Origin of the sequence: Pseudomonas sp. TH04, assembly GCF_016651355.1 — a bacterium.
In the GTDB taxonomy this organism is placed as follows: Bacteria; Pseudomonadota; Gammaproteobacteria; order Pseudomonadales; family Pseudomonadaceae; genus Aquipseudomonas; species Aquipseudomonas fluorescens.
Window position 1 is genome coordinate 938,505 of record NZ_JAEKEA010000001.1, and the last position, 19,955, is coordinate 958,459.

Annotated in this window: 21 protein-coding genes; 11 read left to right on the forward strand and 10 right to left on the reverse strand. The window is 62.1% G+C overall.

The window, feature by feature from the left end:
- The first annotated feature begins 9 nt into the window (after positions 1 to 9).
- Positions 10 to 504, forward strand: a complete 495-nt coding sequence (locus JFT85_RS04065; protein WP_073638477.1) for a DUF1543 domain-containing protein — start codon at positions 10 to 12, stop codon at positions 502 to 504.
- 4 nt (positions 505 to 508) lie between these two features.
- Here JFT85_RS04065 and JFT85_RS04070 read toward each other — a convergent pair whose 3' ends face one another.
- On the reverse strand, positions 509 to 1,054 hold the full coding sequence (locus JFT85_RS04070) for a GNAT family N-acetyltransferase (protein ID WP_069551437.1): 546 nt from the start codon (positions 1,052 to 1,054) through the stop codon (positions 509 to 511).
- A gap of 122 nt (positions 1,055 to 1,176) precedes the next feature.
- Between JFT85_RS04070 and JFT85_RS04075 the strand changes: the two genes are divergently transcribed.
- Entirely contained in the window at positions 1,177 to 1,854 is a 678-nt protein-coding gene (locus tag JFT85_RS04075) for a class I SAM-dependent methyltransferase (RefSeq protein WP_078828116.1), read from the forward strand.
- Positions 1,855 to 1,859: 5 nt separating this feature from the next.
- Here the strand turns inward: JFT85_RS04075 and JFT85_RS04080 are convergent, their stop codons facing one another.
- Positions 1,860 to 3,080, reverse strand: coding sequence for a TPM domain-containing protein (locus tag JFT85_RS04080; protein ID WP_078828115.1), 1,221 nt, complete (start codon positions 3,078 to 3,080; stop codon positions 1,860 to 1,862).
- A gap of 133 nt (positions 3,081 to 3,213) precedes the next feature.
- Here JFT85_RS04080 and JFT85_RS04085 point away from each other — a divergent pair, with 133 nt between their 5' ends.
- On the forward strand, positions 3,214 to 4,029 hold the full coding sequence (locus JFT85_RS04085; RefSeq protein ID WP_069551435.1) for an alpha/beta fold hydrolase: 816 nt from the start codon (positions 3,214 to 3,216) through the stop codon (positions 4,027 to 4,029).
- Complete coding sequence (locus JFT85_RS04090; RefSeq protein WP_053256403.1) at positions 4,019 to 5,152, forward strand: PAS domain-containing sensor histidine kinase; 1,134 nt, start codon at positions 4,019 to 4,021, stop codon at positions 5,150 to 5,152. The genes JFT85_RS04085 and JFT85_RS04090 overlap by 11 nt, the downstream gene beginning before the upstream one ends.
- Here JFT85_RS04090 and dapF read toward each other — a convergent pair.
- Positions 5,149 to 5,952, reverse strand: a complete 804-nt coding sequence (dapF, locus tag JFT85_RS04095) for a diaminopimelate epimerase (RefSeq protein ID WP_053256404.1) — start codon at positions 5,950 to 5,952, stop codon at positions 5,149 to 5,151. The two genes, JFT85_RS04090 and dapF, sit on opposite strands and share 4 nt — an antisense overlap.
- Before the next feature lie 108 nt (positions 5,953 to 6,060).
- On the opposite strand from dapF, the gene JFT85_RS04100 reads away from it, so the two are divergent.
- Positions 6,061 to 7,101 carry an alginate lyase family protein gene (locus JFT85_RS04100; protein WP_078828113.1) on the forward strand — a complete coding sequence of 347 codons (1,041 nt, stop codon included), beginning with the start codon at positions 6,061 to 6,063 and terminating at the stop codon, positions 7,099 to 7,101.
- A 42-nt stretch (positions 7,102 to 7,143) separates the two neighbouring features.
- A complete protein-coding gene (locus JFT85_RS04105) occupies positions 7,144 to 7,641 on the forward strand; it encodes an AAA family ATPase (protein ID WP_201229299.1) in 498 nt (165 codons plus the stop codon).
- Here the strand turns inward: JFT85_RS04105 and JFT85_RS04110 are convergent.
- Entirely contained in the window at positions 7,638 to 9,224 is a 1,587-nt protein-coding gene (locus JFT85_RS04110; protein ID WP_201229301.1) for a L,D-transpeptidase family protein, read from the reverse strand. The two genes, JFT85_RS04105 and JFT85_RS04110, sit on opposite strands and share 4 nt — an antisense overlap.
- A 40-nt stretch (positions 9,225 to 9,264) precedes the next feature.
- On the opposite strand from JFT85_RS04110, the gene JFT85_RS04115 reads away from it, so the two are divergent.
- Entirely contained in the window at positions 9,265 to 9,978 is a 714-nt protein-coding gene (locus tag JFT85_RS04115; RefSeq protein WP_053256408.1) for a murein L,D-transpeptidase catalytic domain family protein, read from the forward strand.
- A 30-nt stretch (positions 9,979 to 10,008) separates the two neighbouring features.
- The gene (locus tag JFT85_RS04120; protein ID WP_053256409.1) at positions 10,009 to 10,755 is read left to right on the forward strand and encodes a creatininase family protein; all 747 of its coding nucleotides are present in this window, start codon (positions 10,009 to 10,011) and stop codon (positions 10,753 to 10,755) included.
- A gap of 66 nt (positions 10,756 to 10,821) precedes the next feature.
- Here JFT85_RS04120 and JFT85_RS04125 read toward each other — a convergent pair whose 3' ends face one another.
- The gene (locus JFT85_RS04125) at positions 10,822 to 11,163 is read right to left on the reverse strand and encodes a hypothetical protein (RefSeq protein ID WP_201229303.1); all 342 of its coding nucleotides are present in this window, start codon (positions 11,161 to 11,163) and stop codon (positions 10,822 to 10,824) included.
- A gap of 45 nt (positions 11,164 to 11,208) precedes the next feature.
- Complete coding sequence (locus tag JFT85_RS04130) at positions 11,209 to 11,853, reverse strand: ATPase (RefSeq protein ID WP_069551429.1); 645 nt, start codon at positions 11,851 to 11,853, stop codon at positions 11,209 to 11,211.
- A gap of 143 nt (positions 11,854 to 11,996) precedes the next feature.
- On the opposite strand from JFT85_RS04130, the gene JFT85_RS04135 reads away from it, so the two are divergent.
- The gene (locus JFT85_RS04135; protein WP_053256412.1) at positions 11,997 to 12,272 is read left to right on the forward strand and encodes a hypothetical protein; all 276 of its coding nucleotides are present in this window, start codon (positions 11,997 to 11,999) and stop codon (positions 12,270 to 12,272) included.
- Here JFT85_RS04135 and yfcF read toward each other — a convergent pair.
- The gene (yfcF, locus tag JFT85_RS04140) at positions 12,247 to 12,879 is read right to left on the reverse strand and encodes a glutathione transferase (RefSeq protein ID WP_053256413.1); all 633 of its coding nucleotides are present in this window, start codon (positions 12,877 to 12,879) and stop codon (positions 12,247 to 12,249) included. The two genes, JFT85_RS04135 and yfcF, sit on opposite strands and share 26 nt — an antisense overlap.
- Positions 12,880 to 13,055: 176 nt before the next feature.
- Here yfcF and JFT85_RS04145 point away from each other — a divergent pair, with 176 nt between their 5' ends.
- Complete coding sequence (locus JFT85_RS04145; protein WP_201229306.1) at positions 13,056 to 14,495, forward strand: hypothetical protein; 1,440 nt, start codon at positions 13,056 to 13,058, stop codon at positions 14,493 to 14,495.
- Here JFT85_RS04145 and JFT85_RS04150 read toward each other — a convergent pair.
- The 3 genes from JFT85_RS04150 to JFT85_RS04160 all read right to left on the reverse strand — a co-directional run bounded on the left by JFT85_RS04150 (position 14,492) and on the right by JFT85_RS04160 (position 18,152).
- Entirely contained in the window at positions 14,492 to 15,043 is a 552-nt protein-coding gene (locus tag JFT85_RS04150) for a DUF924 family protein (RefSeq protein ID WP_201229308.1), read from the reverse strand. The two genes, JFT85_RS04145 and JFT85_RS04150, sit on opposite strands and share 4 nt — an antisense overlap.
- 117 nt (positions 15,044 to 15,160) lie before the next feature.
- On the reverse strand, positions 15,161 to 17,449 hold the full coding sequence (gene metE / locus JFT85_RS04155) for a 5-methyltetrahydropteroyltriglutamate--homocysteine S-methyltransferase (RefSeq protein WP_073638485.1): 2,289 nt from the start codon (positions 17,447 to 17,449) through the stop codon (positions 15,161 to 15,163).
- Between the two features lie 97 nt (positions 17,450 to 17,546).
- Positions 17,547 to 18,152 (reverse strand): LysE family translocator, encoded by a 606-nt coding sequence (locus JFT85_RS04160; protein ID WP_069551425.1) that lies wholly within the window; start codon positions 18,150 to 18,152, stop codon positions 17,547 to 17,549.
- A gap of 138 nt (positions 18,153 to 18,290) precedes the next feature.
- Between JFT85_RS04160 and JFT85_RS04165 the strand changes: the two genes are divergently transcribed.
- On the forward strand, positions 18,291 to 19,934 hold the full coding sequence (locus JFT85_RS04165; protein ID WP_069551424.1) for a sensor domain-containing diguanylate cyclase: 1,644 nt from the start codon (positions 18,291 to 18,293) through the stop codon (positions 19,932 to 19,934).
- Positions 19,935 to 19,955: the final 21 nt, after the last annotated feature.

Here is a 19,955-nt window from a genome sequence, read left to right on the forward strand (position 1 = left end):
GGACCTGCAATGCTGTTTGTCGTCATGCTCGGGGGCAAGCACCCACGGGCTAAAATCGAAATTCACGATGTGGTATTCGCAGTCGCGGATACGCTGCAACACACCTACACCCAATTGCGCGACGGCTGGTTCGGCAGCCCTAAGGGTGTGCATATCGATGCGTGGATGGCCGTCGATGGCGTCGACGGCTGGAAAGTCGAACTCAGCCAGATGGCGCCGCCTGCCGACGCGCATCACCTGTACTTCATCAACCTCGGCGGCTACGAGGCCAACGCTTTTGGCGAGGCCCATCATTACCTGCTGGTGGTCGCCCGGGACAAACAGGAAGCCAAGCGCAAGGGGCAGCGGCAAATGTTGCAACACTGGTCCCAGGCCCACACCGATGGCGTAATGGATATCGACGACTGCTTGCCGATTGATCTGGTGGACGGTCGCTATGTTCACCTGGTGCAAGGCCCGCACCAGCCGATCATCCAGCACAACGACTACATCATCCTGCCGTGAGCCCTCACGCGTCGGGCATCAGGGCTTTACCAAACAGACGATTCCCATGGGTTTCCCCCTGGAAGGTATACGTCGGCGCACCCAGCAGCGCATAACCGCGCCGAGGGTAAAAACCCAGCGCGCGCGCATTGCCCACCCACACGGTCGCCCACAATAACGAGGCGCCGCCGAGCTTGGCGCGCTGCTCTGCCGCTTGCAGCAATTGATAGCCGATCCCCAGGCCGGTAAATCGCTCCTGTATATACAGGCGTTGCAGTTCGGCAACGTCAGACGCCTCGATCATCGAATGGCTGGCGGTGAGTTTGACCTGGGCAAAACCAACGAGATGGCCATCCGACTCAGCCACCACCAGCGAGATATCGGGCTGCGCCATCAGTTCGGCGATGGTCTGCGGCGCAAAGGCCTGCAACGCTTCATTGGCAATCGAACGGCGAATGCCCTGCGTCGCGTAGGTATCAAGGAACACCTGCATACCCAGCACGCCAATGCACAAGGCGTCCTCGGCAATGGCATTACGAAGAGTGATTTCAGGGCGGTTGGCAGCAGACATTGAGCCTCCGTACTCGTGGGTCCCAAAGAGCTACGTTTTACCACGAATGCCGGTAACAGCAATTGCCACTGCCGATGTGCCACAGTAGGGTTGATCCCTCGCCCTACCCGCAGGAACCCACCATGCGCTTTTTTTCCGACCCCGATGCCGTTGCCCGCTACGCCGAGGGCCCCGTGCGCCTGGTGCCGGGCTTCGATGGCTTGCAGCGCATGACCACCCTGCTGCTGCGCGAAGCGGTACCCGCTGCGGGCAATGTGCTGGTGCTCGGCGCCGGGGGCGGCCTGGAGTTGAAATGTTTTGCCGACGCAGAACCGAACTGGCGTTTTGTCGGTGTGGACCCGTCGGCTGAGATGTTGAAGCTGGCGCAGGCGACGTTGGGCCCTTTCAATGCGCGCGTGCAGTTACATGAAGGCTATATCGATACCGCGCCGTTGGGGCCGTTTGATGGGGCGACGTGCCTGCTGACCCTGCATTTCATCCCCAAGCCAGAACGCCTGCAAACACTCAAGGCGCTGTGGCAGCGGTTACTGCCCGGCGCACCGCTGATTGTGGCGCACCATAGTTTCCCGCAGACACCGCAGGAAAAAGCCCGCTGGTTGAAGCGCTATGCAGCGTTTGCAGTGGACTCGGGCGTGCCGGCGGAAGATGCCGAACGGGCGATTACGGCGATCAGTGCGCAACTGCCAGTGCTGTCACCCGAGCAGGATGCCGCCCTGATGCAGGACGCCGGGTTCGAAGACGTGGCGTTGTTCTACGCAGGCTTCAGCTTCAAAGGATGGGTGGGCTACAAGCCACGCTAGCCGCTTTACCAACTGCCTGACGCCCCACCGCCACCACTGGAACCGCCGCCACCGGACGAGCTGCTATCGGAACTTGAGCGACTGGAACTTGAGCTGCTGGCGCTCGAACCACTGTCACCGCCAGACCTTGAACCGGAGCCCGAACCTGCAACGCTCTGCACAAACAGAATAAACGCGGCGAACGAGGCCACCGGTATCGCGACGATCCAGCCTTCGTAGCCGCGCCCCACCAGCCAACCGGCCAACACATAAATCGCCACGACCACCAGCGCACGCACGCGGAAGAAGCGCGGGCTGTTCTTCCACGACGCCCTGATGACCAAAAACAGCCCCGCGTACAGGCCCAGAATCAATGCGCCGCCTAATGGCCATAGCAGCCAATGGACCAAGTTGACGTCCATCAACCGATCCGCCATCAATACTCCGCCGATGTACACCAGCAAGCCAATCACGCCGTAAAACACTCGGCGCGCCAGCCACAGCGCACCGAAGGTCGCACCACCAATCAACAGGGTCAGCGGCAAGAGCAACAGGTAGACCGGCCAGTCCCGGCCGCCGCCGTACATCGTCAGCAGCAGCGTCACCACCAGCGTAGCAATCAACGCCAGGCGCCAATGCAGCTTGCCCGCAGCGATCAGCACACTGCCGACGGCGCCGACGATGAACGCCAGCAACACCGCGATCGCTTGAGGGTTAAGCCCCGGCGGTGCCACGTCGGGCAGGTCGCCTCCGTCCACCAGCAGCGTCAGATCGTCGACCGCCTGTTGAATACCGCCCGCGTAGTCGCCCTGGCGAAACGCCGGAGTAAGGTGTTCTTCAATGATGCGGTGCGCCAGCAGGTCGGTGACGGTGCCTTCCAGGCCGTAGCCCACTTCGATACGCACCTTGTGGTCATTCTTGGCGACCACCAGCAGGATGCCGTCATTGACGTCCTTGCGCCCCAGTTTCCAGGCACGGAACAGTGGGTTGGCGAAGTCTTCGATGCTCGCGCCGCCCGTGGTCGGCACCAGCAGCACGGCAACTTGCGCACCTTTGCGCTGCTCCAGTGCCGCGAGCTGAGATTTCAGGCGATCGGTGGTGCCGGTGTCCAGCGTATTGGTGAGGTCGATCACCCGTTGGTCGAGGGTCACCTTGATTGGCGAGGTATCGGCCAGGGCCGTATTCAACAGGGCGAAAAATACTAAGGCCAATACACTCAAGACCGATTGCCGCAAACACAGCCGCATACATTGTTACCTGAAATTTCATCCTGAAGGGCCTGACTTTACCTTATCGGCGCTATAACGCGTGACCCCGCGCCTGTGACTATTTAAACTGCCCATTACGGCAAAATAGCAAAATGCCATCCATGAGAACGCCATGAACCTGAAACATCGCAACAACGTCAGTGTGATGGGCAGCGGGTCGGCGACCCTGGTGTTCTCGCATGGTTTCGGCTGCAATCAGGCGATGTGGAATTACCTCGCGCCGCCATTCATCAACCGCTTTCGCGTGGTGCTCTATGACCTCGTCGGCGCCGGGTTGTCGGATGTCAGTGCGTTCGACAAGGCCAAATACAGCGCGCTGGATGGCTACGCCCACGACTTGAACGAAATTATCGACGCCTTCGCCAGCGGCCCGGTGATTTTGGTCAGCCATTCAGTCAGCGCGATGATTGGCACGCTCGCCGACCGCCTGGCCCCCGGCCGTATCGCCGCCCACGTGATGATCGGCCCTTCGCCGCGCTACATAGATGACGTTGATTACGTCGGCGGTTTCAAGCGCAGTGATATAGACGACCTGCTCGATACCCTGGACAGCAACTACCTCGGCTGGTCCAGCGCCATGGCCCCGGTGATCATGGGCGCCCCCGAGCAACCAGGGTTGAGCGCCGAACTCAGCGACAGTTTCTGCCGCACTGAACCCGATATCGCCAAGCAATTCGCGCGGGTGACCTTTATGTCGGATAACCGTCAGGACGTGATCGGCCTGACCACGCCCGTATTGATCCTGCAATCGAGCGACGATCTGATCGCGCCGGTAGTCGTGGGTGAGTACCTGCACAGCGTGCTCCCCAACAGCACCTTTTGCCTGGTGGACAACGTCGGCCATTGCCCGCACATGAGCGCACCGCAGGCCTGCGCAGCGGCGATGGAAAATTTCCTGGGGCCGTGGGGCATGGCCCATGTCGGCTGAGCTGTTCGACAGCGCCGCATGTGCCCTGGCCGTCACCGCCGAGGACGGCACGATCCTGCATGCCAACGCACGACTCGGGGAATGGCTGGGGTTGCGCAACGCCGAGTTGCACGGGCGGCCCTTCCAGGACCTGCTGACCATCGGCGGGCGGATTTTCCACCAGACCCACCTGGCACCGCTGTTGCGCATGCATGGCAGTGTCAGCGAGGTAAAGCTCGACATGCTGCACCGCGATGGGCACAAGGTGACCGTCTTGCTCAACGCCCGCAAGCGCGCACAGGCTGACGCCGTGGTGCATGACCTGGCGTTGTTCGGCACCACCGACCGCGACAAGTACGAACGCGAGCTGCTCAATGCGCGCAAGCTCGCCGAAGCCTTGTTGCAGCAAAAAAGCACTGCCGAAATCGCGCTGCATCAGGCCCAGGCCGAGCTGAGCGAAGCCTATGCTGTCGCCCAGCGCCGCGCTTTATTTGCCGAGCAGATGATGGCGATTGTCAGCCACGACTTGAAGAACCCCCTCACGGCCATCCGTATGGCGTCCGACTTTCTCAGCCGTAGCGAGCGCACGCCCAAGGAACGCCAGTTGCTGGGCCATATCGCCCAGTCGTCCGAGCGCGCCCAGCGGATGATCGCCGACTTGCTGGACTTCACCCAGGCCAGGGTCGGCCACGGCATCAGCGTCAAGACCACCGCTGTGGACCTGCACGGGGTGATTCAACACGCCGTCGATGAGCTGCGCGTGGCCTTCCCCACCGCCACGTTGAAGCACCACACCGAAGGCACGGGCGCTGCGTGCCTGGATGCCGACCGTGTGCAGCAGATCATCGGCAACCTGGTCGCCAACAGCGTGGCGTATGGCGACGTACTCATGCCGATCACGATCACCTCACGCCTGGCCGACACTCGCTGCGAAGTGGCGGTGCACAACTACGGCGCAGTGATTCCTGAAACCCTGCTGGCCGGGCTGTTCGAGCCTATGACCCGTGGCACCGACCAGGGCAGCGAGGTGCGCAGCGTCGGCCTGGGCCTGTATATCGTGCGCGAACTGGCCAAGGCGCACGGTGGCGATGTGGCAGTGAGTTCCTGCGAAAACACTGGTACAACCTTTACCGTAACGTTCTAAAGCACGTAGGCCGCGCCCTGCATGATCGGCTCCACGCTGCCGGTCAAGACGACGCCGCCCTGCCCGTCCCACTGCACGGTGACCGTCCCGCCGTCGCACTGCACTTGAACCGTGGCATCGAGCAAACCGCGCCGGATCCCATTGACCACCGCCCCGCAGCAGCACGAACCGGAGCCCAGCGGCACGCCACCACCACGTTCCCAGATGCGCAGGCGGATATGCTGGCGGTCCAGCACCTGCACAAAATGCACATTGGTCCTGGCCGGGAACAATGGATGCGTTTCCAGCGCCGGGCCCACGGCTGCCACATCGAGCGCGGCCAGGTCATCCACGAAATACGTGCAGTGCGGGTTGCCCATGCTGCACGCCGCCGGCGCGCCGTCGATGGGCAAGGTGCGCGTGTCGATCGCCGCGGCCAGCGGCACTGCCGCCCAGTCCAGTGAGGGGGCGCCCATGTTCACCGAGACCTGCTGCGCCGCCGCCCGCACGCAGGTCAACAAGCCCCGGTCGGTGCGCAATACCACCGACTGGCTGCCGGTTTCATGCATCAAGCGGTCGGCCACGCCGCGGGTGGCGCTGCCGCAGGTTTGCAACGGCGTGCCATCGGCATTCCAGAACTTGATACGAGCGGCGGCGTCGGTGCAGTCGAGTACCACGGCCAATTGGTTGAAGCCGATGCCGGTATGGCGGTTACCCAGCCGACGGGCGATCTGCGCGGTAATCGGGTCATCCTGACCGCGGCGGTCGATGATGATGAAGTCATCGCCATGGGCATGCATCTTCACGAAGGGCAAGGTCATGGGCTGTCCTGGGTTTCTACGGGGTTGGCGGCAAGCATACGGGAGTTTCATCAACGCCGATTCGGCTGCATGCTAGCGTGGGCACGATCGAGTCCTGCTGAGCCGACCATGAAAACCACCACCGTCGCCATCACCGCACTGCTGGCCGTGCTTTCCCACGCGGCCATGGCGGCTGCGCAAACACCGAACCTGTGCCAGCCGGCCGCTTCGAGCCCGACGTCCAAAGCGCTGCTGGCCGCCGCACAACGGCAGTTGACCGACTCGCCCGCGCCGTTGCCGCATTTGCACACCGAAGGCACGCTGCCAAACCAGGGCATCCGCACGCAAAGCATTGCCGCCGAGAAGGACTGGCCGCTGATGCGCCAGGCGGCACTGGCCTGGCGCATCAGCGGCGATCCGCGTTACCTCAAGCAAGTCGACGACTACCTCGCCGCATGGGCCGACGTGTACCAGCCGGACTTCAACCCCATCGACGAAACCAACCTCGATATGCTGATCACGGCTTACGCGTTGACAGCCGATCACTTGCGCCTGGAAACCCGCGCGGCCAGTCGCCGTTTGATCAGCGCCCTGGGCAACGGCTATATCGCGCAGATCCAGCAATTTCACGGGCAGAAAAAAGGCACCCAGACCAATAATTGGCAGAGCCATCGCGTCAAGCTGGTCAGTGTGGCTGCCGCAGCCCTCGGCGACCCGGCCATGCTCGAGCACGCCCATCAATTATTCAAACAGCAGGTCGCCGATAACATCCTGCCCGACGGTTCGGTGACCGACTTTCAAGACCGTGACGCCTTGCATTACGTGGTCTACGACCTTGAGCCTCTGGTGCAAGCCGCGCTGGCGGCCAAGCCCTACGGCGGCGATTGGCTGAACCTCAAGGCCAAGGGGGCCTCGCTGGCCGCAGCCCTGGACTGGCTGGTGCCCTACGCCACGGGGCAACGCAGCCATCAGGAGTTCGTGCACACCCACGTGCAGTTCGACAAAGACCGCGCCGCCGTAGGCGAAGCCGGTTACAGCGGTACCTGGCAGCCCAACAGCAGCGCGACGCTGTTCTGGCTGGCCGCACAACTGGACACGCGCTATCTGCCCACGGCGACGCAATTGGCTGCGCACCCGGCGGACTGGATCAGCGCCTGCTATTTAAAGTAAGCGCGGCTAGACTGGCCGGCGACTCTCATCAAAGGATTGAGCATGCTTATTGTATTCAGCGGCCTGCCGGGCACCGGTAAAACCACGATTGCCCGTGAACTGGCACGGCGCACGCGCGCGGTGTACCTGCGCATCGATGTGATCGAGCAGGCGCTGCGGGCGTCGGCGGTACTCGCCGGCGATGTCGGCGCCAGCGGCTACAGCGTGGCAAATGCGCTGGCGTTGAGCAATTTGCGCGTGGGGCAGACGGTGATTGCGGACTGCGTGAACCCGGTCAAGGAAAGCCGGGAGGCGTGGAAAGCCGTGGCGGCGGCAGCCGATGTTGAGTGGGTGAACATCCAGGTGGTGTGTTCTGATCAACACGAACACCAACGCCGAGTGGAAAGTCGCGCTGGGGATATTCCCGGGCTGCTCCCCTCGACTTGGCAAGCGGTGTCAGCGCATGAGTACGAGGCCTGGGAAGAACAGCCGTTGACGCTCGACACCGCGCGGATGACAGCGGATCAGGCTGTCACCAGGATCTTGGCGCAGATCGCCTAGAGCAAGGCGCCCATCGCCTTCATCAACACCGGGTCACGCCCATAAATATCCGGCGCGTACAGCAGCCCGCCCTGGCGGTCGACCTCCACGGTCCAGTACCCCAACAGCACCGGCACGGGCGTGGCCAGCCGGAATTCATGGGTCATGCCGGTCGCCAGCAACTCATCGGTGCGCGTGCGTTCGGCCGGGGTTACCAGCAAGTCACGCAGCAACATGGGCTGCTCAACCCGCACACACCCCGAACTGAACGCGCGCGGGCCTTTGGTGAACAAGGGCTGGCTCGGCGTGTCATGCAGGTAGACCGAATACGGGTTGGGAAAGCGCATCACGATCTTGCCCAACGGGTTGCGCGGGCCGGCTTCCTGGCGCAGGAGAATATTCCCGGGGCGCGACCAGTCCACCTGGTCGGCCGTGAGTGGGTGACCTTGGGCATCGAGCACTTGCAGGTTTTGCTGGCGCAGGTATTCGGGGTTGAGCCGGATGGCGGGGAGCTTGTCCTCACGCATGATGGTGGGCGGGATCGTCCAGGTGGGGTTGAGCGTCAACCGCGTAATCCGTGACTTGAGCAACGGCGTCTGCCGCTCCGCCCGCCCGACTTGCAAGCGGGTTTGCCACACCGGGATACCGCTCTGATAAACACTCAGTTGTGCGGCCGCGACGTTGACCACCACCCCTTCGGGCTCCAGGTCCTGGGCCAGCCAACGGAAACGTTCGAGGTTGATGCGCAGCTGGTCGCGGCGCATCGCCGGGCTGATGTTGAGCTCGGCCACGGTGCCGGCACCGATCACACCGTCTGCCTGCAACGAGTGGCTGAGCTGGAAGGCCTTGACCGCCTTGACCAGTTCGTCACGGTATTGCGTGCCGTTGCCGGTCGGCGCTTTGGCCAGGTACCCGCCGTTGTAAAGACGCCGCGCGAGTTCGGGTACGCGCGGGTCGTCCATGCCGGGGCGCAGCAACGGGCCGGAGGCGACCGGGTCCCAATGCGGCAACGGTTGCAGGCGCACGGTGGCATAGGTACTGCGCAAACTGCGATAGAGGTCGGCGCTGGGGCGCGCCTGGTCAAACGCCAGGGCCAGGTCGTGCAGGCCGGTCGCGGCAAAGGCCAGCACTGCGGTGTTGGGGTCTTGCAGCGGTGGCTGGGAATGCCACAGCGGCTCGAAGCGCGACTGCTGCAAACGCCCGTAGTGCAAGTCCTGCAGGGCTTGCAGGTATTGCTGGCTGGTGCCGATATCGCTGCATAGCACGTTGGCCGTGGCGTCTGTTGCGGGCAGGCTATAGTGGTTGGGGTCCAGGCCGTCGTCAGCCAGCAACCGCAATTGGGCTTGCAAGGTCTGGCGGCGATCAGCGGCTGACCACAGCGGACTGTCACCCTGCTGCTGGTAAAACGCTTGCAAGCGCAGTTGGGCCGCTGCGTCTATTTGTGGGGCAAGGCCCGGGCAAACGCTGGGTAACTGCGCGAGGGCCAGTTGCATCGGGCTGATCGATACAGGCGGCACGGCGTCTGCCGGCAGCTCATCGGCTGTCGCGACCAATGGTGCAACGAGCAGGCAAATGCTCAAGTAACATGCGTGTTTTTTGAACAATTGTCTTAACTCCAATCCACAGCGGGGGGATGTACTGTAGATGCTGACTTTTATATGCCGCTTCGGTTTGATCACCGTAACCCTGGCTACGCTGAGCAATGTTGCGCTCGCGGCCAGTGCCACGTCTCCTTCTTTGTATAGCAGCCTGGCGCGCTCGGCTCCAGAACTCAATCCCACCGTACTGAAAAGCGCCTTGAGCGCCGTGCAGTGCGCGGTCAATAACGGCGAGGAGCGCTCGGAGCGCCTGGCCGTTATTGACTACTCCCAGCCCTCTACCGCTCGTCGGCTGTGGATCTTCGATTTACGCAAAAAAACCCTGGTGCTGCGCGATCTGGTGGCCCACGGCGCCAAATCCGGGGAAAACTTCGCCACCCAGTTCTCGAACCTTGAAGGCAGCCACCAATCCAGCCTGGGCTTGTTTCGCACCCAGGAAAGTTACCGCGGCGCCCACGGTTACTCGTTGCGCATGGACGGGCTGGAGCCGGGCTTCAATGACCAGGCCCGCGACCGCGCCCTGGTGATCCATGCCGCCGACTACGTCAACTCGGCGTGGAGCAAGCGCGAAGGCCGGATCGGCCGCAGCCAGGGCTGCCCTGCCGTGCGCCCGCAAGTGGCGCGCCAAGTGGTAGACAAACTCAAGGATGGGCAGTTCATGTTTTCCTGGTACCCGGACCAGCGCTGGCTGAAGTCGTCGACCTACCTCAACTGCAAGCCCCAACAAGTGGCGAGTAGTCGTACAATCCGTGGTGGTTAGCCTGTCCCCACCGATAAAAGAGAGCGTCGCATGCTTCTACATAAATCCACCTGGATCGAGATCGGGCAGTTTCTGGAGCGCAGCCGCACGGTGGTGATCCCCATCGGCTCCAACGAGCAACATGGCCCTACCGGCCTGCTGGGCACCGACTGGATGTGCCCGGAGATCATCGCCCATGAGGCGCAGCAGCACGCTGACATCCTGATCGCCCCGACCTTCAATATCGGCATGGCCCAGCACCACCTGGGCTTTCCCGGCACCATTTCATTGCGCCCGTCCACCTTTATCGCCGCGATTGGCGACTGGGTGCGCTCGTTGGCCGGGCACGGTTTCGAGAAGATCCTGTTTTTGAACGGCCACGGCGGCAATATCGCCACCATCGAGGCTGCGTTTTCCGAGCTGTACGCCGAAGCCAGCTATGCGCGCCGCCCGGCCGGGTTCGCGCTGAAACTGGTGAACTGGTGGGATCTGGAAGGCGTCAACGACCTGGCCCACCGCCAATTCCCGGTCGGCCACGGCAGCCATGCCACGCCGTCGGAAATTGCGGTGACGCAGTGGGCCTACCCGGAATCGATCAAGTCCGCCGAGTATTCACCGCAGATCGCCAACACAGGGCCGATTCGCGAGGCACTGGACTTCCGCGCACGCTTCCCCGATGGACGCATGGGCTCGGACCCGGCCCTGGCGACCGTGGAAAAAGGTGGTGAGTTGGTCGCGCTGGCGGCTCAAGGGCTTGTCAACGTTGTCGACAGCTTCAGCAGCGAAGCAAAACCTTAAGCCGTAAGCAAAAAAATGTGGGAGCGGGTTTACCCGCGCCCACACTGGCAGCGGTGAGGCCTGATGTTACTTGCAGTCCTGCGCCGCCGTCTCCAGGCGCGACGGCTTGAGCGCCGAAGCCAGCGGCTTGCGCTCATACATGAAGACCTTGCTGCCCTCTTGGGACTTGTAGGCTTCCAACACATCATCGGCGGCAATCTTGCTGGTCAACACGACTTTGGCGTGGCGCGAATTCTGGGTCACGGTCGATGTGATGCCGGACTTTTCAAGCTTGGGCAATACGCACTGCAGATAACCTTCAGGGGTCTTGTCGGTTTGCAACGTCAAGGTCGGAGCATTGGGAGCGGTAATACAGCCGGTCAGCAACACGGAAGCAAAAGCCAGGGCCGGGACGAAAAAAGAGCGCATAAACATTCCTGAAAATAACCAATAGGGTTCACATCAATCCACGCGTCAACCTGCGCGAACCAGGGCCTTGAGCGATACATCAAACTGCTTCAAGGCATCAAGCTGTACATCACGCTGCTGTTCAATCTGCGCAGCAATCTCGGGCGCCGCCTTGTCCAGCACCCACACCGACGGCACCTGTTTGAGCACCGAGCCTTCGGCCTTGGCGATGTATTGCAGGTTCGCATCGTAGAACCGCGCCACAAAGCGCGCTTCAACCCGGTCGTTGCGCTGGGTCAGCAGTTGGTTATGGGTATCGAGCACCACCACCACATCCGGGTGAGCCTGCACCAGCTCATCCAGGCTGCTATAGACAGTCACGCTGCGAAAAGTGCCCTGCAGCGAGTTCATCAACCAATCAATCGCCAACTCCGGGTCGGAGCTATTGACGAACGCCTCGCGGATGCGCCCGTCGAGGGCATCCTTGGCGCCGTTCATGGCCATGGCGTGGTAGCGTTCAAGGTAGTTGAGGTTGTCGCGGGTGTTTTCGCTGTACAACACCCCCACCGACTGCGCGTGCTGCAGGGAGTCTACGCTACCGATGAGTGGCAGCAAATGGCCCGTACGCAGATCATCGGCAATCGCCGGGTTGGCCAGCATTGTGGTGCCGAGCATCAACATGATTAAACCCAACTGGATCATCGTCCTCATCGCGCATTTCCTTGAACAGCGTCTCGATGGCGTGATTGTCCGCTTTTCGCATAAAAACAGAACTTGCGATCCTTGATGGTGACTATCATTTGAACCGATAGTGTCGCCTACCCCGATCGTCATAAAACTATAAGGACCACGCTATGAAGCCCTACCAGAAAACCTTCGACCGCATCCGCGAAGCCGTACTGCCGGAGTTTCGCGAGCGGGTCGCCGATTACCTGGTCGATTATGAACACGTGTTGCAGGACGAAGCCGCGGGCGCCGACAAGCGTTACGCCAGCGCCCAGCAGCTGCGCGGTTACCTGCGCGGCTTGAACACAACGCGGGTGCTGGGCATGGCGGATTGGGAAGACCTGGACCGGCGCGTTGCCCAGGAATCGCAAGAAACCGCTAAAGCGCCGGGCGTTGCAGGTTGACCCACGCCTGTACCGAGGGCCGCTGCCACTGGTGCCGGGCGTAGGCGACCAACTCGTCAGGCACGCGGTCACCGCCGAGGATCAAGCGATTGAGCATCACGGCCAAGTCCACGTCAGCAATGGACCATGCGCCGAACAGGTTCACCGGGTTGCCCGCCAACAGCGTCTGCGCCGCCTCGATCAACTTTTGCGCCGCCACTTGCGCCACCGGCGACAACGGCGGGGCTTTTTGCCCGCAAAACACCACCAGGGTCGAGCGCTCCTGGCGAATCGGCAACAGGTCGCTGCGCAACCACGCCTGGACCTGTCGCGCCCTCGCCCGCTGCCTTGGGTCCGCCGGGTACACCGCAGTTTCAGGGTAGGCCTGATCCAGGTACTCACAGATCGCCGAAGACTCCGACAGGGCAAAGTCTCCCTCCACTAACGTCGGCACGCGCTGGGTCATGGACAGCCGCGCAAACTCCGCGGTCTGGTGGTGCGCCGCGTCGAGATCAAGGCAGACCGTGTCGAAGGCCAGGCCTTTTTCCCGCAGCGTGACGAACACCGACATCGCGTAAGGGCTGGTGAACATTGAATCAACGTAAAGGCGCAGCGGGCCATGGCTCATGAGCAGTCTCCGTGTGTGAGCCGTCACGCTACGAGATCTGCGCAGAGAAAGACAATGCAGGGATTTTATGGGGGCATTCCTGGCGGGAATAGCAGCAATGATGGCAATATCATAGCGAATAGCTACTCTGCGAAATCGGCCACGCCGTTCGTAGTTCTTCAAGGAATGATCAGCTTATGAAACAAGCAGTTGTCGTCATCCACGGCATCGGCGAACAACGCCCGATGGACACTTTACGCGGCTTCGTGGAAGCGATGATCCCGACCGACACGCCGGGCGGCACGCCGTTCTACTGGAGCAAGCCGGACCGGCTTTCGCGCAATTTCGACCTGCGCGTTCTGAAGTCGTCGGGGCGCACCAGCACGGATTTCTACGAGTATTACTGGGCCCACAAGATGCAAGGCACCAAGGTTGGCCACCTGCTGGGCTGGCTGTGGGATATTTTCAAGCGCCCGCGCCGTGACATTCCCAATGCCATCGTGCCGATCTGGCGCACCACCCGCTGGACGGTGATGATGCTCCTGCTGCTGGTCGCGACCGGCACCCTGGCCACGGCCTGGGGCGAGTTCGATCATGGCGACAACCCTTTTGCCCTGGTTCCGCTGCTGGTCGCCGCCATCGGCCTGGGGTTGCGCTATTCCGCGCTGTCCTATTTGGGTGACGCGGCACGCTACCTCAGCCCCAACCCGCAGAACGTCGTGGTGCGCGAACAGATCCGCGCCGATGGCGTTGAGTTGCTGCGCGCCCTGCACAAAAAGGGCGACTACGACCGCATCATCGTCGTCGGCCATAGTTTGGGCAGTGTGATTGCCTACGATATCGTCGGCTACCTGTGGCATGAACATCACGACCAACTGACCAAAGTCATCCCCAGCAACCGCGAACTGGCCAGACGTTATGCCGACCACGCCGCACTGCAACCGGTGGTCAAGGAAGCACTGCCCAACGCCGGCGCGGCCCTCGACGGCAGCCTGGGCAGCACGTTGAGATTTCGCGAACAGCAGGCCGAGGCGTTTATCGAGCAGCGCGGCCTGGGCAACCCATGGCGCATCACCGACCTGGTCACTGTCGGCAGCCCGATGGCCCATGCCAGCCTGCTGCTGGGCCGCAGCGTGAGTGATTTCAAAAAACGCATTGAACGCCGCGAAGCCCCGGCCTGCCCGCCCACCGAAGACACCCAGGGCTACGGCTACAACGCCCGCCAGCCGGTGATGCTCGGCCAGAAACCGTTCACCCCGCACTACCTGCACCATGCGGCAGCATTTGCCGTGACGCGCTGGACCAATCTCTACTTCCCGGCGCCCTTCGGCCTGTTTGGCGATGTCGTCGGTGGCCCGGTCAAGCCAGTGATGGGCGCCGGCGTGCTGGACCTGCCGGTCACCGTCGGCAAGTGGCAAGGCTGGCTCGCCCGCTCCTGGCTGAGCCACACCCGTTACTGGAGCGAGCGCGGCGGTGCCCAGGGTTACCTCGGCACGCTGACCGAGGATGCCAACGCAATCAGCCACGGACCACGCCCCTCGGCCACCGAAGCGTTGCGCTGGGCGGTCGACCTCAAGGGCCTGCGGCGCTTTCGTCCAGCCCCCGCCGAGGCCGCCCTGGCGCAGGCCGAGGCCTAACCTGCGAAGCCGCCAGCCTCGAGAAATTCATGCTCCTGTGGCGTGGTTGCTCTTGCCAGCACCGCGTTGCGATGGGGAAAACGCCCGAACCGTTGGATGATATTCGCGTGCTCATTGGCCCAGTGGCGGGTGCTGGCATCCAGGTGCTGGTTCAACGCCACTGAACGCTGCTGATCCGCCGGGTCTTCCGAATGCTCGAACGGCAAATAACAGAACGCACGCAGTTCGGGCTCGATCAACTGATCAAGCCCGGCCTCGACCATCCGGTGTGCGTACAAACGCGCCAGCGGGTCGGTGGCAAACATATGCGCGGTACCGCGAAACGCATTGCGTGGGTACTGATCCAGCAGGATCAACAAGGCCAGCGCGCCGTGAGCAGAACCCAGCCAGCCTTCCAACTCGCGGCGTGCCGCCTGCATGTGGGTCGCGTGAAACCCGTCGCGAAAGGCCGCGTCGAACACCTCGTCCTTGGCGAACCAGCGCTTGGGCCCGGCCTGCTTCCAGAACTGAATCACCGCCTCAATGGATTGCTCGTTGATGCCTGCCATCTTTACCTCCACTCAACCTGTGTCGTTCATTATCGACGCCGACAGACTCGATTAAGTTTCTCGACCTTAAGTCGCGCCTGCTTCGAAACGAACGCGCCACCGCACACAGGGTTTAGCTCAGGCCAGCTCAGCCCGCAGTTGACGCGCCGCAGCGACCATATGGATCAGCGCCGCTTCAGTCTCCGGCCAGGCGCGAGTCTTCAAACCGCAGTCCGGGTTGACCCACAGACGCTGCGCCGGAATCCGCTTGGCCGCCTTGCGCAGCAAATTAACCATTTGCGCCACATCCGGCACGCGTGGCGAGTGGATGTCATAGACACCCGGGCCGATGTCGTTCGGGTAAGCGAAGGCTTCGAACGCGTCCAGCAACTCCATGTCCGAACGCGATGTCTCGATGGTGATGACGTCGGCATCCATTGCCGCGATGGACTCGATCACGTCGTTGAACTCGCTGTAGCACATGTGGGTGTGGATCTGGGTTTCATCGCGCACGCCGCTGGCGCACAGACGGAACGCTTCGCTGGCCCAGTCCAGGTAGTGCTGCCACTGCGAGCGACGCAACGGCAGCCCTTCACGGAACGCGGCTTCGTCGATCTGGACGATCTTGATGCCGGCGGCTTCCAGGTCGACCACCTCGTCACGAATCGCCAGTGCCAGTTGACGCGCCTGCACTTCACGGCTCACGTCTTCCCGTGGGAACGACCACATCAGCAGGGTCACCGGGCCGGTCAGCATGCCCTTCATGACCTTGCTGGTCAGGCCTTGGGCGTAACGGATCCACTCCACCGTCATGGCCTTCGGACGGCTCAGATCGCCAAAGATCACCGCCGGTTTCACGCAGCGCGAACCGTAGCTCTGGACCCAGCCAAAGCGGGTGAACGCGTAGCCGTCCAGTTGCTCGGCGAAGTATTCAACCATGTCGTTACGCTCGGCTTCACCGTGCACGAGCACATCCAGGCCAAGGTTTTCCTGCACTTCAACGGCGTGTTTGATCTCGCTGTGCATGGCTTCGACGTATTCGGCCGCGCTCAGCTTGCCGGTTTTGTAGGACTGGCGCGCCAGGCGGATCGACGCGGTTTGTGGAAACGACCCGATGGTGGTGGTCGGGAACAGCGGCAGGTTCAGGCCGGCACGCTGTTTGTCGATCCGCTGGGCGAACTGCGACTGGCGCTGGCTGTCGTTGGCGGTAACTGCCGCCACACGGGCTTGCACCGCCGGCTTGTGAATACGCGGTGAAGCGGCGCGGGCCGCTTGTACCGCGCGGCTTTGCGCCAGGGCGGCGAGCACGCTCGGTGCGTCGGGTGCGTTGACGGCCTGGGCCAGCACCGCGACTTCCGCGCACTTCTGCAGGGCGAAGGCCAACCAGCTTTTCAGTTCACCATCCAGCGTGTCTTCACGGCTCAAGTCAACCGGGCTGTGCAGCAGCGAGCAGGACGGTGCAACCCACAGGCGATCACCCAACTTTTCATGCGCATGTTGCAAGGTCGCCAGGGCTTTTTCCAGGTCGCAACGCCAGACGTTACGGCCGTTGACCACCCCCAACGACAACACTTTATACGCCGGCAAGCGGTCGAGGATCGTCGGGTATTGATCCGGCGCGCGCACCAGGTCGATGTGCAGGCCGTCGACCGGCAGGTTGGCAGCCAGGCCGAGGTTCTCTTCGAGGCCGCCGAAGTAAGTGGCAACCAGCTTTTTCAGCGGGTCACGCTGGATCAGGTTGTAGGCACGCTCAAACGCGTTTTTCCACGCTTGTGGCAGGTCGAGCGCCAGGATCGGCTCGTCGATCTGCACCCACTCAACGCCCAGGTCAGCCAGGCGCTGGAAGATCTGGCCGTACAGCGGTAGCAGGCGCTCAAGCAGGTCGAGCTTATCGAAATCGCCGCCCTTGGCCTTGCCCAGCCACAGGTAAGTCAGCGGGCCGATGACGACCGGCTTGACGTTGTGGCCCAGATCACGGGCTTCCTGCACTTCTTCGAACAGCTCATCCCAGCCGAGGTGGAACTGCTGGTCGACGCTGAATTCCGGCACCAGGTAGTGGTAGTTGGTGTCGAACCACTTGGTCATTTCCTGGGCGTGGGCACCGCCGCAGCAGCTGTCACTGACCCCACGCGCCATGCCGAACAAGGTGTGCAAGGTGGCTTTGCCATCGGCCGGGCGGAAACGTTCAGGGATCACGCCGAACATCAGCGAATGTGTCAGTACCTGGTCGTACCAGGCGAAGTCACCGGCGGGCAGCAGCTCGATTCCGGCCTGTTTTTGCAGCGCCCAATGGGTCTTGCGCAGGTCACGGCCGACGGCACGCAGGCCGGCTTCGTCGAGTTCACCCTTCCAAAACGCTTCCTGCGCTTTTTTCAGTTCACGATCGCGTCCAATGCGCGGAAATCCAAGGGAATGAGCGACTGCCATGACATACAACTCCAACGTAAGTATTGATGGCAGCCATTGTCGACAGAGTCTGATAATGAGACAAACTCATTTTATTTCAGACCAACACAAGATTTGCTCATGTTGAAGTCAGGTGCAGGTAGAACGCGTGAAACATGAAATACGCACACACCGCCAGTGCCACTCCCATGCAGCGGTTGAACACAGTAAACGCCGACGTCCCGCCGATTCGCCGTCCCAGCAACGCGCCGAGCAACGCATAAACCCAAGGCGCGCCGAACGCACCACACGCCAGTAATGCCGACACTCCGGCGATGGACGCACCGCTGATATGCGCCGCCGGCAACATCACACTGGTGATCGGCAGCACTGCCATGATGCCTTTGGGGTTAAGCAACTGAATCACCAGGCCGTTCCAGAACGTGAGGGTTTTGCTCGGCTCGCTGGCAGCGTCCTCGACAACCGTGCGGGCAGTGAACACCTGATAGGCCAGGTACAGCGTGTAAATGCCACCCGCCAGCGAGATATACGGTAACGCCGCCTGGGAGATGAGCGCCTCGCCTGTGTACCCAAACAGCACGAACAGCAACAGCATCGCGCAGCCTACGCCGATGAAAAACCCGGTGGAGCGTCGGAATTTGCCGGTAAGCCCGGCATTCAGGCCCATGAAATTGACCGGGCCCGGGCTGTACATGACACTGAATGCGTAGAGAAAAATGTCCATGGAGAACCTGCCGTAGTAGAAGTCCGGCGAGTCTATGCAGCGGTTTGCGCTGAATCTTGTACGTTTGTGGTTCACCGCTGGCCGTGCCCCTTCCATCGCGCATACCATGCCTGAAAACAAATACTAAAATGAGCCCCCATGATCAAAGCCAGCCTGCGCACTCACCTGACCCTGTGGTTTGCCGGTTTGTCGTTACTCACACTGCTCAGCGTGGGTTCCTATGTCGGGCATATCGCCACGGAGCAGATGAAGCAGGCCAGTGGCAACACGCTGCTCAGCACGGCCCGCTCGACGGCGGCGCTGCTGGCCGTGCAATTGCGTGAGCGCCAACTGGAAGTGTCCTTGTTGAGCAAGGCACCGCTCATGCGCCGGGGCAACCTCGACGTGCCGGATATCCTGACCTTGATGGAACTGCGCACGCAATCGCGCGCCGAATATGCGTGGATGGGCGTCGCCGATGCCGACGGGCGTGTGCGGCAGGCGGTCAACGGGCTGCTGGTCAATCAATCGGTGCAACAGCGGCCGTGGTTTCAGGCGGGCATGCACGCCGAGTACACCGGTGATCCCCACGAAGCCCTGTTGCTCGCCAAGCTGTTACCCAGTGCGGCGAATGGCGAGCTGCAGCGCTTTATCGATTTCGCCGCGCCGATTCGCAATGCCGAGGGTGAGACGATCGGCGTGCTGGGGGCCCATGCTCACTGGAGTTGGGTGACCCAGATCGTCAATTCCGCGGTGATGCAAAAGGATGCGATCCCCGAGGTCGAGGCGCTGATTGTCGACTTCGACGGCCGGGTGCTTTACCCGGAATTGCTCGCCGGCGAACACCTGCCGCCCAACCAGTTGAGCCCACCCTCCGGCTGGTCCACGGGCAATGGCTATGTCACCGCCTCGGTGGCGGTGCCTAGCCCATCGAATGCCAAAATGACCTGGTACATCATGGTGCGCCAACCGTTGGACGTCGCCCTGCAACCGGCGCGCACCCTGCTCCACAAACTGTTGCTGCTCGGCTTGCTCGCGGCGATTGTCTTCGTACTTGCCGCCTACTACGTCGCGTCGTCACTCAGCCGTCCCATCGAGCGCCTGGCCAAGTCGGCCAAGCAAGTGCAGGACCAGCGGCCCGGCGCCGTCTTCCCCCAGGAACACGCGGTGCTGGAAATCGCCCAACTGGGCCGTTCCATCAGCGGCATGACCCAATCGCTGCTCACCAAAGAGCGCGAACTGCAGGACGCCAACGCGTCCCTGGAAGCCACGGTCGCCCAGCGCACCGCCGACCTCACCCGTGCCAATGCCGATCTCTTGAGCCTGGCATCACACGACGCACTCACCGGCGTCTACAACCGCCGCCGCTTCGATGAAAAACTCGCCGAGAACGGCCTGCTGTTCCAACGCACCGGCCGGACCTTTGCCCTGTTGCTGATCGACGCGGACTACTTCAAGCGGGTGAACGACACCTATGGCCACGCGGTGGGCGATGACGTGCTGTGCCATCTGGCGGCATTGATCCAAAGCACCACCCGCGCCACCGACTTTGTCGCGCGTTACGGCGGTGAAGAGTTCGCGGTGTTGCTGCCGGAAGTCGAAGAGCCCGACAGCCCCGACGTGGTCGCCGAGAAAATCCGCGCCGCCGTGGCGGCGGCAAAATTTCCGACGGTGGACCATGTCACCGTGAGTATTGGCGTGAGCATCGCCCTGCCTGCAGACCGGGATTCTTTGGCGCTGCTCAAGCGCGCGGATATGCAGCTGTATGAAGCCAAGGCGGCGGGCAGAAATCGGGTGATGTGAACGTCGATAATCCATCCACTG

What these genes read in the sequence shown, in the direction of transcription:
- JFT85_RS04075 (WP_078828116.1), top strand. Translation starts at nt 1,177, where the DNA reads ATGCGCTTTTTTTCCGACCCCGATGCCGTTGCCCGCTACGCCGAGGGC.
- JFT85_RS04130 (WP_069551429.1), bottom strand. Translation starts at nt 11,853, where the DNA reads ATGAGGACGATGATCCAGTTGGGTTTAATCATGTTGATGCTCGGCACC.
- JFT85_RS04085 (WP_069551435.1), top strand. Translation starts at nt 3,214, where the DNA reads ATGAACCTGAAACATCGCAACAACGTCAGTGTGATGGGCAGCGGGTCG.
- JFT85_RS04090 (WP_053256403.1), top strand. Translation starts at nt 4,019, where the DNA reads ATGTCGGCTGAGCTGTTCGACAGCGCCGCATGTGCCCTGGCCGTCACC.
- JFT85_RS04145 (WP_201229306.1), top strand. Translation starts at nt 13,056, where the DNA reads ATGAAACAAGCAGTTGTCGTCATCCACGGCATCGGCGAACAACGCCCG.
- JFT85_RS04150 (WP_201229308.1), bottom strand. Translation starts at nt 15,043, where the DNA reads ATGGCAGGCATCAACGAGCAATCCATTGAGGCGGTGATTCAGTTCTGG.
- JFT85_RS04080 (WP_078828115.1), bottom strand. Translation starts at nt 3,080, where the DNA reads ATGCGGCTGTGTTTGCGGCAATCGGTCTTGAGTGTATTGGCCTTAGTA.
- JFT85_RS04160 (WP_069551425.1), bottom strand. Translation starts at nt 18,152, where the DNA reads ATGGACATTTTTCTCTACGCATTCAGTGTCATGTACAGCCCGGGCCCG.
- yfcF (WP_053256413.1), bottom strand. Translation starts at nt 12,879, where the DNA reads ATGAGCCATGGCCCGCTGCGCCTTTACGTTGATTCAATGTTCACCAGC.
- JFT85_RS04065 (WP_073638477.1), top strand. Translation starts at nt 10, where the DNA reads ATGCTGTTTGTCGTCATGCTCGGGGGCAAGCACCCACGGGCTAAAATC.
- JFT85_RS04120 (WP_053256409.1), top strand. Translation starts at nt 10,009, where the DNA reads ATGCTTCTACATAAATCCACCTGGATCGAGATCGGGCAGTTTCTGGAG.
- metE (WP_073638485.1), bottom strand. Translation starts at nt 17,449, where the DNA reads ATGGCAGTCGCTCATTCCCTTGGATTTCCGCGCATTGGACGCGATCGT.
- JFT85_RS04100 (WP_078828113.1), top strand. Translation starts at nt 6,061, where the DNA reads ATGAAAACCACCACCGTCGCCATCACCGCACTGCTGGCCGTGCTTTCC.
- JFT85_RS04165 (WP_069551424.1), top strand. Translation starts at nt 18,291, where the DNA reads ATGATCAAAGCCAGCCTGCGCACTCACCTGACCCTGTGGTTTGCCGGT.
- JFT85_RS04135 (WP_053256412.1), top strand. Translation starts at nt 11,997, where the DNA reads ATGAAGCCCTACCAGAAAACCTTCGACCGCATCCGCGAAGCCGTACTG.
- JFT85_RS04105 (WP_201229299.1), top strand. Translation starts at nt 7,144, where the DNA reads ATGCTTATTGTATTCAGCGGCCTGCCGGGCACCGGTAAAACCACGATT.
- dapF (WP_053256404.1), bottom strand. Translation starts at nt 5,952, where the DNA reads ATGACCTTGCCCTTCGTGAAGATGCATGCCCATGGCGATGACTTCATC.
- JFT85_RS04070 (WP_069551437.1), bottom strand. Translation starts at nt 1,054, where the DNA reads ATGTCTGCTGCCAACCGCCCTGAAATCACTCTTCGTAATGCCATTGCC.
- JFT85_RS04115 (WP_053256408.1), top strand. Translation starts at nt 9,265, where the DNA reads ATGCTGACTTTTATATGCCGCTTCGGTTTGATCACCGTAACCCTGGCT.
- JFT85_RS04125 (WP_201229303.1), bottom strand. Translation starts at nt 11,163, where the DNA reads ATGCGCTCTTTTTTCGTCCCGGCCCTGGCTTTTGCTTCCGTGTTGCTG.